Origin of the sequence: Paenibacillus sp. 2RAB27, assembly GCF_052115445.1 — a bacterium.
Classification (GTDB): domain Bacteria; phylum Bacillota; class Bacilli; order Paenibacillales; family NBRC-103111; genus Paenibacillus_E.
Genome location: NZ_JBFRGR010000001.1, coordinates 138,847 through 153,733, shown reverse-complemented (window position 1 = coordinate 153,733; position 14,887 = coordinate 138,847). Strand labels below are relative to the sequence as shown.

The window sequence follows — 14,887 nt, the reverse complement described above, 5'->3', positions numbered from 1 at the left end:
AATAGTGATAGATGCGTCTATCACTATTCCTCTATTCCGAGAGTCGGTTGGCTAAGGAGCGCTTGATGATGAGTGAATATATCTTAGAAATGAACAATATATCCAAAGAATTTACAGGTGTGAAAGCACTTGCGAACGTTAATTTTAAAGTGAATACAGGCGAAATTCATTGTTTGGTGGGTGAAAATGGCGCTGGCAAGTCGACCTTAATGAAAGTACTTAGTGGTGTATACCCAAGCGGCACTTACGCAGGAGATATTGTGTTCGAGGGCAAGGTTCAGCAATTTTCGAGGATCAGTGACAGTGTGAAGACGGGCATCGCCATTATTTATCAAGAGTTAGCGCTATTTCCGGATCTTACAGTGTACGAGAACATTTATGCAGGCAACGAAGTAAGAAAAGGCATGATGGTCGATTGGAATCAGACGATTCGTCAGGCCAAAGAAATGCTTCATAAAGTGAAGCTGGATGTGAACCCAGAGGTTCTTGTTAAAGATTTGGGCGTCGGAAAGCAACAGCTCGTTGAAATTGCTAAAGCCTTAAGCAAGGATGTGAAGCTGCTCATTCTGGATGAGCCGACAGCTGCGCTTAATGAGAAAGAAAGCGAGAACCTACTTGAACTCTTGCGAGAGTTGAAAAAACAAGGCATTACGAGCATTATGATTTCTCATAAGCTCAAAGAAGTGACGGCGATTGCCGATCATATCACGGTTTTACGAGATGGCAGGACGATATGTACGCTGGATGCTGCAAAAGGTGAGATTTCGGAAAGTGTCATTATCAAAAACATGGTAGGTCGCGAGATCGACGATATTTATCCGAAAAGAATGACGAAGTCATTCGGTAGGGACATACTCGAGATTCAAAACTGGACGGCGTATGATCCTCAGTTGGGTCGAGACGTCGTGAAAGATGTGAATTTGCATATTAAAAAGGGTGAAATTGTCGGCATTGCTGGGTTGATGGGTTCAGGTCGAACGGAGCTAGCGCAAAGTATTTTTGGAAATCCCAAAGCGTATAAGCTTCGCGGAGACCTCCTTATGGAAGGTACTAAACAAACTTTCGTCCATCCGAAGGATGCCATCAAGGCGGGTATTGCCTATGTAACGGAAGATCGTAAAGGAGACGGATTGTTCCTTATCCAAGATATCAAGCAAAACATTGCTGTTGCCAACCTGCATGAGATTTCGGAGAACGGCATCATTAATCATAATGAAGAAGTGAAAATTTCGAATCATTACAAGCAATCATTAAATATTAAAGCACCTTCCGTGGAACAAATTGTAGGTAATTTGAGCGGGGGAAATCAACAGAAAGTCTCACTCGGCAAATGGTTATTTGTGAATCCGAGCCTGCTCATCTTAGATGAACCTACGCGCGGCATTGATGTCGGGGCCAAATATGAAATTTATACGATTATGAACAAGCTGATTAGTGAAGGAATGAGCATTATCATGATCTCATCAGAGCTTAGTGAAGTTTTGGGTATGAGTGACCGGGTGTATGTCATGGCTGAAGGTCAAATAAAAGGCGAGCTATCCATCGAGGATGCGGATCAAGAAATAATTATGAAGCTTGCGACGCAATAGGAGGAAGACCCGTGCAATTTTATAGTGAAGCGAAATCGCTAATTAAAGTGAATATCCGAGAATATGGGATGTATATCGCCCTATTCATCATCATGCTGACGTTCTCCATCATGACAGATGGCTTGTTCATGTCATCGCGAAATATAAGTAATCTGATTGACGCAACGGGGTATATTGCGGTTCTAGCCGTGGGCATGACGCTCGTCATTGTCATTCGACATATTGATTTATCCGTCGGATTTGCGGCAGGGTTCCTAGGTGCAATTGCTGCTGTACTTCTCTCACAAGCAGGAGTTCCGTTCTATATCACCATTCCAATCATTCTCGTGCTAGGTATCATCGTAGGATTATTCAATGGGTTGTTGGTCGCTCAGTTCGGTATTCCGTCCTTTGTGGCTTCCCTTGCGGGCATGTTGATTTTCAGAGGCGCGCTGCTGCGTGTAACCGAGAAAACTGGCACAATTATCGTAAAAGATGAGAACTTCAATGCGATCGGAAACGGCTTCATCCCCGCGATTACGAAGGTAGGGGGATTGAATCTGCTCTCCTTAATTTTGGGAGCGGTCATGATCGTTCTTTACATTTACAGTGAATTTTCAAAACGAAATAACAAACTGAAATACAATTTCGAAGTTGTTTCTGCCAATATTTTCACCGTGAAGGTTATTTTCGTCTCAGCGATCATCGCTTATATTACATGGATTCTAGCTGGGTATAACGGCTTTTCCTGGACGGTTATCGTAGTCATGATTGTGGTGGCTGTGTACCACTTCTTGACGACTTCAACGGTATTAGGCAGACATATCTATGCCGTTGGCAGTAATCCAGAGGCAGCGAATTTGAGCGGAATTAGTGTGAAAAAGATCACGTATATCGTATTTGGATCGATGGGTATGCTATCAGCACTTTCCGGGATCCTCTTTACGGCGCGGTTGCAATCCGCTACAACGACGGCAGGTACTTTGTTCGAGCTCGATGCAATCGCTGCGGCTTATGTTGGCGGTGTTTCCGCAGCAGGCGGCGTTGGTAAAGTGACAGGCTCCATTATCGGCGCGATTGTAATGGCTTCCCTATCGAGTGGGATGAATCTCATGGGAATAGGCATTTCGTATCAGTACATGATTCGTGGAGCGGTACTCGCAATTGCCGTTATTTTCGATGTCGTAACGAGGAAGAAGAGAGCTTAATGGATGGCGGCGCAAAGGAGAGACAAGGTATGGCTATCTACACGCCACAGGGGCTTAAAATAAGTCTGGACGTTCCAACAAGCTTTGGTCTTATGGCGAGATTGTATCCAGATATTAAACCGTATAGCATTCTCAAAACCACGGAATCCATCAGTGTGATGACTTCATCATTAGGTTTTGTCACAGGGATCCTGTGCTTTGCGCTGCAATTAAGTCCTTCGAATATTGCCATATGTACATTGTTTGCTATGACGATTGGCATTCTACTCACATTTAGTGGCATCGTCTGGTTCCCGTTTATTCAGTTAGGTGCTATGTTTTCGCATATATATGGACTCTTTCTCCCGACGTTCATTGCCGTTGTGATTGGATTCGTTTTGACCGGTTGGGCTGGTGTTGCCTCCTACATGGTCTCTCGCATCTTAGCGTCAGTTGTTTCCCTACTTGTTAGCATAGGGTTTACGACGCAATCTGCCATCTATAACGGAAGTCGGATTAGCACAGCGGAAAGAAATTTTTTCAATGCTTATCGGTATCATGCTTTACAATTAGGCAAATCGACGAGTCTGGAACTGTCGAGAGACGAGTTAAATGAGGCTTATTGGGGTCAAATGTATCAGGAATATAACGATGCTCGTAGTTGATGTATTTGTTAACATGGAATAAAAGCGACTCCGACATACCATCCTATGTGTAGCTGTTTAATATTTGTGTAAGCAGTTTACAGTATAGACATAGGGGGGATTTACTTGAAATTAACTTCGGAGCAGATGATTACTCTGCATGGTTTTAATAATTTAACCAAATCGCTAAGTTTTAATATGTACGATATCTGTTTCACCAAAACAAGAGAAGAGCGCGAAGCCTACATAGCGTATATTGATAAGCAATATAATGCCGATCGTTTGACAGCTTTATTGAATACAGTTGCCGATATTATCGGTGCTCACGTCTTGAATATCGCGAAGCAGGATTATGTCCCACAAGGATCTAGCGTAACCATGTTGGTTTCTGAAGGCCCTATCGAGCAGGAACCGAACGAATCGTTCGAAGAGTCGCCAGGACCCTTGCCAGACGCGGTGGTCATGCATCTCAACACAAGTCACATTACTGTCCATACGTATCCAGAATATCACCYTGATGAGGGAATAAGCACCTTCCGAGCAGATATTGACGTATCAACGTGTGGAGAAATATCGCCGCTTAAAGCATTGAATTTTCTTATTCGTTCTTTCGATAACGACATCCTGACGATGGATTACAGAGTCAGAGGGTTCACCCGCGACATCAGCKGGCACAAGCTTTTCATCGATCACGAGATCAGTTCCATTCAAAATTATATTCCGGAGGAAATTCAAGATTTATATCAGATGATCGATGTGAACGTGTATCAGGAAAATATTTTCCACACGAAATGCAAGCTTCGCGAGTTTGATCTGAATAACTATTTGTTCGGATACACGAAAGACACGCTCAGCAAGGAAGAGCAGCTGGAAATCGAGAAAAGCGTCAAATGGGAGATGGATGAGATCTTCTATGGGAAAAATATGGTATTTAATTGATGATTAAAAGGGTTTGGATGCAGGGATGACTGCTCCAGACCCTTTCGCATTTGATCAGAGTCAGAGTTTGGGTGAAATAACGAAACTTGGCAGAATCATAGAGATATCATACTTGGATTATGTTAAAATAAAGGCTGTTTGAGGAGTTGCATTCATCATACATACGTACTGAATGGAAGTGGGGGATTTTATTGAATCGGAACAAAATGTTGTGGACATTAATTATGTCACAACTCGTTTACGTCATATTTGTTCTTGTTTGGATGTTTATCGCGGGGATGTCTGTCATGATGTTTGACGATCCCGATGCGATCAGCCACGCAACAACATGGCTTATTTTTATCGCTATCTTGCTATATCCAGTTGGACTACTCGCAGCAATTATCGGCGGATGGGTAACCTTTTCACGTCGGCGTTACAGGGCATCATTGATCTGGAATTGTATCCCGCTTCTCTGGATCGTGCCTCTAGGCGGTTTCTTAGTCTATTCTATTATCATGTAAAAAGTAGTAGGAGAGCTTGCCAGAGGTGGCAAGCTTTTGACTATTTGGCGATAGAAGCCTCTTCCACTATCTCGGAGGCAAATAGATGTATTTCCTCCAGTTAATTTGTGCGAATTTCCTTATTTATTCCGAATAAATGGATTTTATCCATTTAAATACAAGCATTTTTGACGAAATGACCGAATGAGGGAGAAATAACTACATATTTTCCATCTAAAATGAAATTTAGGGTGGATATCGTTAGATTAGCTGTACAATTTCCAGTTATTTATTTTATCAAGCCAAGGAAACTAGTTAAACTCATCATCCTCTGGGAACTCATCGTCAAACTAATCCCATCATCCTCTGTGAACTCCTTAATCAAACGTATCTAGCCCCCCAAACACCAGCCATTCCAGAGTTCTTATTCAACTAGTTCCAACAGATAGGGTGCAACGGTTTGGCGGAACACATGGAGAGGAATTTTGCTCTTTTTTCGTTGGTCATTGGTCAATACAACAACGGTTTCAATAGAAGGCAGGATATAAATGCACTGGCCTCCGAATCCATACGCATTAAAGTAATGTAACGATTGAATAGGTGAGTCGTCGTTCTCCGCACGATCTGGGTAAGTATCTGTCCACCAATGCCAGCCATAGCTGCCGCGGCGAGGTGCCTCCGCTCGTATCGCGGGTTGCGTGGAAAGAGCGACAAGCTCTTGGGAAATAAGCTGAGAATTTCCCCATTTCCCTTGTTGGAGATAGAGCTGACCATATTTGAGCATATCTATGGGACGAAGTGACAATCCGAAACCACCCGTATGGATACCTTGAGGGTCCTGTTCCCAACTATACGATTCAATGCCAAGCGGTTCGAATAAAGTCATCTCAGCATAACGAGCCACTGACATGCCTGTTGCTTGGACCAGGATCGCAGATAATAATTGAGAGCCACCAGAATTATAAGACATTTTCGTCCCAGGCAAATCGGATAAGGGTTGATCCAACACGAAATCTACCCAATTCGATGTTCTTGTCATGCGTGGAAACGAATTCTGTCCACCAAATTCTGTCCAATCGAGGCCTGATGTCATCGTTAATAAATGGAGCAGCGTTATTTCACTTTTATGTGATGCTGGATCTTTCGCAAGCTGCGGGAAAAAAACGGATGCAGGTGTTGCCGGGGAAGGCAACAAACCTTGATCCATAGCGATACAACAGAGTGCAGAGAGGATGCTTTTGGTACAGGAATTGATTTTTGCTACAGTTTCAGCAAAGTGCGGTTCTCGGTATTGCTCGTAAGTAATTTGACCTCTTTGACTGATGAGGCAACTTACAAGATTGGCTGGTTCTAATTCTTCTGATAAAATTGAAAAGTTCATGACATCCTTCTTATTATTACGACATTTTACTTGATTTAGGGAGGATTTACCTTTTGATCGAATAGTTTCTTGTGATAAACTACAACTAACTAAGCCCACTCGAGCGCAAAATACGACTTCTAGATAAAGATTCCACCTCAGATGTAGTGTGTAGTCTTTTTATCATACCATTCGACGTTTTTTCTGGAAATGATTGTGTTAGGAGCTGCCGGAATACATGAAAATTTTCAGGAATATAGGACTGATCATCCTCGGATTAATAGGCATCTATGTGATTTTTTATTGGATAAACTTTATGCTGGGAGACACCCCAAGACTGCAGCGGCAATCAAGCAGTCAATATAGTCAGACCATGCAAGTGACGGAAAATCGCAACTTATTAGTGGAATTTATACAGGACAATCTTACAAGCAAGCATGGTATTTATACGAATCTGAAGGATACAGATCAATTGGGTGCTGCTGCTTCTGGTCATGAAGTTCTGAGTGAATCCGCGGGTCTCTACATGCGTTATTACGCACTCACCGGTCAGAAAGATAAGTTTGATGAGCAGTGGCAGCAAGCCAAGCAAGTATTTGATACACCATTTGGATTCAGCTATCGGTATAGTCCCAATAGGAATAAACAGTATCCAATGAATGCCATTGTAGATGATTTACGTATCATTCGGGCACTMGATGAAGCTACCGTCGCTTTTGAAATAAAGAATTACAGAGAAGAAGCGGAAACTTACGGCAAGCGACTCTATCAATACAATGTTGTGAATGGACAATTGCGAGACTTCTACGATCCAACATATCGAATGACAAATTCATTCCTAACCTTGTGCTATATCGACGCTGCCTCGTTGGAGCTTGTACCGCTCTCACGGAAAAAGAAGGCGGCACTTGAAGCTAGTATGCTGCAAATTGTCCAAGATGGATATTTGTCGGATTCGTTTCCATTTTACCAAACTCGCTATGATTTTGATAAGAAGGGTTATCAATCTGAAAGCATAAACACCGTAGAATCGTTACTAACTATTTTAAACCTAGCAGAAGTTAAGCTGGAACAGCCAGCCAGTATCCGTTATATCAAAGATCAGGTTAAAGCAGGAACCTTATATGGTCAATATGATCGGGATGGGAAACCACTGAACGAAGTAAGGTCAACTGCAATCTATGCGATATCAGCCATGATTGGATCGGTTGTTAAGGATCATGAGCTTTATGCCGATAGTATTCACAAAATGAATGAATTTCAAATCCATAATCCACAGAGTCCGCTGAATGGCGGCTTCGGAGATGTCAATGCCGCGCAGGCCTACTCCTTCGATAATTTGATGGCACTTCTAGCCTACACGTACTGATCAGAAAGGAGTGCGATCACATGTGGAACAATCGTTTCATCCAAGTGGTGCTTAGCAAGATGTCCCCAGCTGCGTTCGCTGCCATCGTGGTGTTCTTGATCACAGTGATCGCACTATTTACGCCTCCCTATATCGGGATGGCTGATAATGGGGATTATTTTCGGATTTTGTACAGTAACGGGTTGTATTTCAATGATCCTAATTATACGAATMATTACCTCGGTTATTTCGTTAAAGATTACGGTGTGTATCAATTTTATAATGAGAATGGTGCTACATTGTTTTCTTCACAGTCCATGTTTATTAAAGCATCCCTTTTAGTCAATCTACTCATTCATGACTCTCATATTTTTGATATTCGTTTTCAAGCGGGGATGTACCTCGTTTTATATGCAGCAGCCATTTACTTACTCGTAGAGGCGCTTACTTGGAAAATGTCCAAGCAAAGAGGCTATCTTGTTGCGCTCCTTACCATTTTTATTTTAGGTGATACGGGATATACAGCTTATTTTAATTCCTTTTATAGTGAGAGCGTCGTGCTTATTATGACGATTTTCATGTTTGCCGCAGGTATATTGCTCTATCGGAAACGATATAACGATTATTTGATGCTAGCGATATTTGTTGTCAGTGCCATCTTTTTGACTACAAGTAAGCAGCAGAATGCTCCTGTGGGTATGATTATTGCAGTTTTTGGCGTTTTCTTCATATATATTCGTAAGGCGAGGTCGTTTCGCGTCATTACGGCAACGGTACTAATTGCTATTTTAGGTGTTGGTATTGGCAGCTATGTGCTAATTCCTCAGGAATTTTTGAATATCAATAAATACCATGCGATGACACGCGGTGTGATCATGGGCTCAGTGAATCCTGAGAAGACGCTCGAAAGTTTCGGTATTGATAAACAATTTGCAGTCCTTGATGAGACCTTATATTATGATCCCTACTCGTCAGCTGCAGTGGATTCAGAGCTTATGCAGGAAAAATTTTATAATAAATATAGTATGGCCTCGATACTCGGTTACTATTTCTTACATCCTGATCAAGCTGGAAAAATGCTCAATTTAGCTGCACAAGATGGTTTTAGCATTAGGCCGCATGCGCTTGGGAATTATGAGGCATCGACAGGCAAATCATTTGGTTCACAAACAATATTTTTCTCAAGTTACAGCTTGTTGAAAGATTGGCTAGCTCCTAAAACCTTTGGATTCGTAATCCTCTGGACTCTCATTATTATGGGGTTATATGTACCGTCTTTTGTGAAAGCCATTAAGTCACGACAACGTAGGAATGCTGTGAGACTACCTTTGATTCTGATGATGATCGTGATTGGTCTATCTGGGATTTTCGTTTCCATTGTCGGGGCTGGGGATGCTGACATTGCCAAGCATGAATTTTTATTCACTTTAGTATTCGATCTCGTTTCATTAATTACGATATGTGATTTAATTGCAAAGAGATTATGGATTCAGGAAGTTGAAGAAGACACGGACATTGGAGCTTTGCAAGGAGGTGAACATCGTGCATAAGCAGCGATTCCAACGATCAATTCTTTTTATTCTATCTTGCCTGCTACTTATGTTTTGCTATCCGAGCGCTACTTCTGCGAATCAAACCGAGAAGACTTCTGTCCTCCTCGTCTATGATAGCCTAGCTAAAGGCACGCCAAAAGAGGGGAATGTTGAGGCTGTTCAGCGATTACTGGCTTCATTTGGAGTTCAAGTGACGGTGACATCTTATGAGAGTTATGAAAAAGGAATGCTCCTTAAGTTCAGTAAAGTTATTACGATTCGCAATGCAGATGATGTGATACAAACGTTAGAATTATTTAAGCAGGATATGAATGAGTACGTAGGGGAATATATGCATATAGGGAATGGGCTTCCTGCTAATATTCGACAGGATTTGAACCTGGAAGATCAACTGTTAGATCAAGATAACATACGTCTTGCAATCGGACAGTTCTCCCAAAGCTCAATTACAGCCAGTAACATTACTTTTATAACGAAATTTAACGGGACCTCATATGGACAAATAACTTCCGAGAGGAAGAAGACAACTTCACCTTACGGTGTTCTACATGGTAAATACGCCTATATCCCTTACATGGTAAATGGAAATTTAAGTGAGCAAGCAGCAGCTTTTGTCCTAAAAGACTGGTTGTCTGTCAAGACGGTTAGTCATAGTTATGTATTATTGAATGAGATTTATCCCTTTTCTGATCTTGAAATGCTCAGTGAAATGGCGGAGCGCCTATATGAAGCAGGGATTCCTTTTATCGTCAGTGTACAGCCAGTTCTAAACAATTTAGATTTCCCCGCTATGCAGCGATATTTGGAAGCCATTAAGCATATACAGTCGCGAAACGGAAGTATTGTTGTAAATGCACCCGTTGTAAATTCGACAATTAGTCAGGACATAACGATATTAAAATCACAAATGAGCTCCTTTCTAGATGCGTTGGCTGCGTATGGAATTGTTCCCTTGGGTGTTGGTACTGAGCTTTATTGGACTTATGACCAACATTATAGTGGAAATGGATTATCTTTTTTTCAATCAGGTATTATCTTCCCTAATCAGCGCATCATGTATCGAGCACAAACTTCAACGTCAAGTGCATTTACATCAGCTATGTATACCATACAATCAAAGGAAATTAGCAATTATGTCATTTCTTCTAAAACGATAGATCCTTTGCCTATGAATACCGCGTTTGTCTATCCCTTCCCCATAAATCACCAAGAAATGGAAGAAACACTGGACACTTTATTAACAAGTTGGACAACATTTGACGATTATAAGAATGATGAGCATAGTGTCCGCACGGAAAAGAACGAATTAACCTCACATAGCGGTCACCTGCTAATCAATGGACAGGCTATTGCACTAAACAATGCGATAACTGAGATCGACTCTGATCACACCTATGTGCGAGAAGTGAAGAAGAGCTTTGCGACCTTGTTTTCCGTGCAAAATAATATCTTTATTGTACTTATCTTAACGACACTTCTTATTTTTATGGTATTTCTCATCATTGGGTATCGCATGTACAAACGAAAATTCACCCATCAGGAGAGGTCATTATGACAGTTGCAGATATTTTGATGCTAATTTCCGTCTTCTGTATTTGGTCACTGTTATTGGTTAATGTGATTCTAATCGTAGCAGGCTACTTGTACTATATTCAAATTGAGAACAAACCGGTTGCACCTATAGAAGGTGAGCCACCATTCGTTAGCATCATGGTTCCGGCACACAATGAGGCAAAGGTAATAACCAAAACGGTGGAATCCTTACTCGCGCTATCGTATCCTCATGATCGATATGAGATTATCGTCATCAATGACAATTCCTCTGATAATAGCAGTGTCCTATTAGGAAATCTCCAAACGAAGTACCCAAACCGCAATTTGATCATCTTAAACACGGATAATGTGATAGGTGGGAAAGGGAAGTCCAATGCTTTGAATTTGGGTTTTAAACGAAGCAAAGGAGAACTTATTGCCATCTATGATGCAGACAATACCCCGGAGAAAACGGCTTTGACGTATCTAGTTTCCGAAATAACGCATGATGCTAGCCTAGGAGCCGTAATCGGGAAATTTCGAACACGCAATCGTGATGCAAGCCTCTTGACTCGTTTTATTAATGTTGAAACCTTATCATTTCAATGGATGGCACAAGCGGGGAGATGGAAGTTATTCAAGCTGTGTACCATTCCCGGTACGAATTTTATTGTTCGGCGTTCGATCATCGAGCAAATGGGTGGTTGGGATGTGAAGGCAATAGCAGAGGATACGGAAATTAGTTTTCGCATTTACTTAATGGGATACAAGATTAAGTTCCAGCCTAAGTCAGTCACATGGGAGCAAGAGCCACAAACAGTTAAGGTATGGTTTAAGCAGCGAACGCGATGGGCGAAGGGAAATATTTACGTCATCGTCAAAAACATCCCCTTATTATTCAAACGTTCGGCTCGAAACATTCATTTTGATATTTTATACTATCTCTCGATATATGTATTGTTGCTAACCTCGTTAGTCATGTCCGATTTACTTCTCATATTGCATGCTTTGGGTTATGTAAGTACTACTATTGCTAGTTTTAGCTCTTTCTTGTGGGGGCTTGCCATTATCTTATTTATTCTTGGGACATTCATTACGTTAGTAACAGAAAAGGGTGAAATGAAGCTTTCGAATGTTTGGATTATAATGCTCATGTACGTTTCTTACTGCCAGATGTGGATGGTTGTTGCAGCATATGGTATGTACGCGTTTTTGAAGGATTTGGTATTCAAGCGTGAAGCCAAATGGTATAAAACCGAAAGGTATTAGATTGGGGAGAATTTATGAAGAAACGATGGCTGTTGATTACGACCGTTTGTCTTTTATCCCTGTTTACTTCGTTAAGTTCAACAGCAGGGGCGGAAGAGCTTTCACCAACTGGGAATAAACAATACCAAACTAATTTTGCAGATACGTCGTTACTTGGCGGCGTAACCTATACATCGCAGTACTTTCAGATTGAGGATTATTGGAATGTAGCTAGTGTAGAAGTTCATCTCGATTATGAGATTTCGCGCCTTCTGCAGAATGACCGATCTAGTGTAACGTTATCAATAAATGGAAAGCCGTTTCACTCATTTCGTCCGGTCATTCAAGAAACGAAACAACAGCAGTTGACTGTCCTTGTACCTGTTTCGTATCTCGTGAAAGACGTAAATACGCTAACTGTTCAAGGAAATTTCGAAACAACCGCGCCACTCGCTGTGAATGCTTGTTTGCCGACAGCCACGCGAGATAATTGGTTGCAAATATCCAAAACCTCCCGTATCTCAGTGAATTATGCAAACACGGCTATTCAGAAGAATATCCGGAATTTCAATGATCATTTTATCGGGTTGGATACGATCAAAGAAGGTCTGAATGCGATTCTGGTCACAGAAGGGGAAAGTAATTTGGCTGTACTTGAAGCGGCTACCTACGCGCTTTCTGGATTCGCTAAGGTGAATCCTCTTTCGGATAAAGGGATTCCTATTGTCGCATACAGTGCGGATAGTATGAAAACAAAGCAAGCCCTTATTCTCATCTCCTTCTATAATGATCTGCCTCAAGAAGTGAAGTCAACGATTCCAAGCGATGATTTAGATAATAAAGCCTACATTAAGTTGGTTACTTTTGCGGGAAAACCGACGTTAGTGGTCACTTCTTTGGATACTGCTTTACTGGTGAAAGCAGGTCGATTACTAGGCAATCAGTCGTTGCTTAGTCAGCTTGACACGGATACGAAAGTAGTCGATGCCACAACAGAGGTAGAGTCCCCGACAATGAGTATTAGCCGAAACATAACGTTAACGGAAACAGGCGATAAGATTCTTGGTGACCGTCATCGTGAGAAATTTTATTTCGTCTCACTTCCAGGTAACCGTTCAATCGCGGATGCGAGCAAATTGAGCATTAAGTATCGTTACGCGAAAAATCTAGATTTCGATCGATCTATGGTTACGATCCTCATCAATGATACACCAATTGGCAGCAAGCGCTTGTCTACGGAGCTCGCAGACAATGATCATATTGATATTACAATCCCCAAAACATTGAATATTAGCGGGAATTTCACAGTGAAAGTTGCTTTCGATTTGGAACTCAAAAATGCAGGCTGTATTGAGAATCAGGATCAAATGCCATGGGCATTTGTAGATAAGGATTCTATGTTACAGCTTAATACCAAAGATAAAGCGGACATGCTGTTTAACAATTACCCTTATCCATTTCTGCGAGATGGCAGCTACAATCAGTTGGCAGTCGTTCTGCCCAAAGAGCATGATACCTACTTATACCAAACGATTTCGAACATTTTTAATTTGCTAGGGCGTTACGCGCAGACCAATACCGGGGAAGTTCTCTTTTACCAAGATAATRTCGCGGCTTCACAACTGAAGAACCGCGAGATCATCGCTATCGGTAGTTATTTAAATAATCAAGTTATCCGTACGAATAATGACAAGCTATATTTTCAATATGATAAAAGCGGCACAGGCTTCGTCTCCAATGAAAAAATGAGTATCGATGCTAACTATGGCACTCGTATAGGCTCGCTTCAATTGATCGATTCACCTTATGGGAATGGCTTCGGGCTGCTCGCCGTCACAGGGGCTAGTTCAGAGTACGCTTATTTGGCCTCTAAACTTATCGGCTCGGAAGGGACGTTGTGGAAAGTATTCGGCGATGGAGCCGTTACAGACATTGACGGGCAAATTCATGCGTTTCGTTTTAAAAAAATAGCGACGACTGAACCATCTACAGTATTGAACGATGTCATGAATCGCAAAGATGTTCTGGGTTTCATGGTTGCTGTTGTCCTTGTTGCCTTATTGGTTATTCTCTCGCTTATCCTGCTTATTCGTAAATACCGAAAGAAGCGGAGGGATCGTAGATGAGGCGGTTACAAAGCAGTATGGTTTCGGATGGCGCATTTATTTTCCTGATTATTGTCTGTTTCGTATGTATCGTATTTACCGCGGGTAACCCCAATCTCTATATCCAAAATATTATTTTCTTGAACCTCGCGTTGTTAATTTCAATCGTTACCTACTTTACAAACGTGACAACGGGATTGATTTTAAATATCCTTTTCATCTTCGGGTACGGCACATTCACGCTGTATCAAACGGTGGTAGTGGGCGGGGTTGTCGGACCTCAGAACTATTTCTGGCTCATCATGACGCCACTATTTACGATCACAACGTGGCTGCTTACTTATGGTAATCGCCAGCTTCAGTTGGAAAATGAACAATTGCAGAAGGCGAACAAATCACTCGCAACAGTAGATGCCAAAACGAGCTTAAAGAATACATTTTCGTTCCAATCCGATGCAACGATCTTCATGGCCCTGTCAGTTCGTTATCACATCCCATTAACACTTCTGGTTTTCAGTGTGAAATACTGGGATGAAATTCGGCGTATTATTGGAGAAGAGCAACTAATGGAGGCCGTACTTGATCTGTCACAAATGAGTCAGACCAGCATCCGTACGAATGATTCACTCTATTTGCTCAATAAGGAAAATCCAATGTGGGGCATGCTGTTATTCACCGATCGACCGGGTGCTTCTATCGTAATTGATCGATTGAGAAATAGCGTGGAGGAGCGAAACCGGGATGAGTACAGGGAGAAATACCGAGTTGAGCTTATCTTGAAGATGGGCGCGATTGAATATGATGCGAAGGAAGTTCCCAACCCGTTGGAGTTTATTACGCTGGCGAAGAAGCAATTGGAATTTGATGTCTAAATATCAGGTGCAGACAATTAAAGATTGATTTGGAAGTTGCGACATCGA

General features: G+C 41.8%; 12 protein-coding genes. 11 read left to right on the top strand and 1 reads right to left on the bottom strand.

Annotated elements, in window-relative coordinates:
- The first annotated feature begins 68 nt into the window (after window positions 1-68).
- From AB4114_RS00705 to AB4114_RS00685, 5 genes are all read left to right on the top strand, one after another.
- Complete coding sequence (locus AB4114_RS00705) at window positions 69-1,589, top strand: ATP-binding cassette domain-containing protein (protein ID WP_441987043.1); 1,521 nt, start codon at window positions 69-71, stop codon at window positions 1,587-1,589.
- 11 nt (window positions 1,590-1,600) lie between these two features.
- Entirely contained in the window at window positions 1,601-2,776 is a 1,176-nt protein-coding gene (locus tag AB4114_RS00700) for a sugar ABC transporter permease (RefSeq protein WP_441986676.1), read from the top strand.
- 29 nt (window positions 2,777-2,805) lie between these two features.
- Window positions 2,806-3,420: a hypothetical protein gene (locus AB4114_RS00695; protein WP_171630932.1), complete on the top strand. Its 615-nt coding sequence runs from the start codon at window positions 2,806-2,808 to the stop codon at window positions 3,418-3,420.
- 105 nt (window positions 3,421-3,525) lie between these two features.
- The gene (speD, locus tag AB4114_RS00690) at window positions 3,526-4,338 is read left to right on the top strand and encodes an adenosylmethionine decarboxylase (protein ID WP_441986675.1); all 813 of its coding nucleotides are present in this window, start codon (window positions 3,526-3,528) and stop codon (window positions 4,336-4,338) included.
- Window positions 4,339-4,529: 191 nt separating this feature from the next.
- Window positions 4,530-4,841 carry a hypothetical protein gene (locus AB4114_RS00685; protein WP_441986674.1) on the top strand — a complete coding sequence of 104 codons (312 nt, stop codon included), beginning with the start codon at window positions 4,530-4,532 and terminating at the stop codon, window positions 4,839-4,841.
- A gap of 403 nt (window positions 4,842-5,244) precedes the next feature.
- On the opposite strand, the gene AB4114_RS00680 is transcribed toward AB4114_RS00685, so the two are convergent.
- Window positions 5,245-6,201, bottom strand: coding sequence for a serine hydrolase domain-containing protein (locus AB4114_RS00680; RefSeq protein ID WP_441986673.1), 957 nt, complete (start codon window positions 6,199-6,201; stop codon window positions 5,245-5,247).
- A gap of 217 nt (window positions 6,202-6,418) precedes the next feature.
- On the opposite strand from AB4114_RS00680, the gene AB4114_RS00675 reads away from it, so the two are divergent.
- The 6 genes from AB4114_RS00675 to AB4114_RS00650 are packed head-to-tail and all read left to right on the top strand — an operon-like array spanning window position 6,419 to window position 14,839.
- Window positions 6,419-7,549 (top strand): hypothetical protein, encoded by a 1,131-nt coding sequence (locus tag AB4114_RS00675; RefSeq protein WP_441986672.1) that lies wholly within the window; start codon window positions 6,419-6,421, stop codon window positions 7,547-7,549.
- A 20-nt stretch (window positions 7,550-7,569) separates the two neighbouring features.
- Window positions 7,570-9,078 carry a glycan biosynthesis hexose transferase WsfD gene (wsfD, locus tag AB4114_RS00670; protein WP_441986671.1) on the top strand — a complete coding sequence of 503 codons (1,509 nt, stop codon included), beginning with the start codon at window positions 7,570-7,572 and terminating at the stop codon, window positions 9,076-9,078.
- Window positions 9,071-10,636 carry a hypothetical protein gene (locus tag AB4114_RS00665; RefSeq protein WP_441986670.1) on the top strand — a complete coding sequence of 522 codons (1,566 nt, stop codon included), beginning with the start codon at window positions 9,071-9,073 and terminating at the stop codon, window positions 10,634-10,636. The genes wsfD and AB4114_RS00665 overlap by 8 nt, the downstream gene beginning before the upstream one ends.
- Window positions 10,633-11,883: a glycosyltransferase gene (locus AB4114_RS00660; protein ID WP_441986669.1), complete on the top strand. Its 1,251-nt coding sequence runs from the start codon at window positions 10,633-10,635 to the stop codon at window positions 11,881-11,883. The genes AB4114_RS00665 and AB4114_RS00660 overlap by 4 nt, the downstream gene beginning before the upstream one ends.
- Before the next feature lie 14 nt (window positions 11,884-11,897).
- Entirely contained in the window at window positions 11,898-13,988 is a 2,091-nt protein-coding gene (locus AB4114_RS00655) for a cellulose biosynthesis cyclic di-GMP-binding regulatory protein BcsB (RefSeq protein ID WP_441986668.1), read from the top strand.
- Complete coding sequence (locus AB4114_RS00650) at window positions 13,985-14,839, top strand: diguanylate cyclase domain-containing protein (protein WP_441986667.1); 855 nt, start codon at window positions 13,985-13,987, stop codon at window positions 14,837-14,839. The genes AB4114_RS00655 and AB4114_RS00650 overlap by 4 nt, the downstream gene beginning before the upstream one ends.
- Window positions 14,840-14,887: the final 48 nt, after the last annotated feature.

Coding starts and splice junctions, on each gene's coding strand:
- AB4114_RS00680 (WP_441986673.1), bottom strand. CDS start 6,201: ATGAACTTTTCAATTTTATCAGAAGAATTAGAACCAGCCAATCTTGTA.
- AB4114_RS00705 (WP_441987043.1), top strand. CDS start 69: ATGAGTGAATATATCTTAGAAATGAACAATATATCCAAAGAATTTACA.
- AB4114_RS00650 (WP_441986667.1), top strand. CDS start 13,985: ATGAGGCGGTTACAAAGCAGTATGGTTTCGGATGGCGCATTTATTTTC.
- AB4114_RS00660 (WP_441986669.1), top strand. CDS start 10,633: ATGACAGTTGCAGATATTTTGATGCTAATTTCCGTCTTCTGTATTTGG.
- AB4114_RS00695 (WP_171630932.1), top strand. CDS start 2,806: ATGGCTATCTACACGCCACAGGGGCTTAAAATAAGTCTGGACGTTCCA.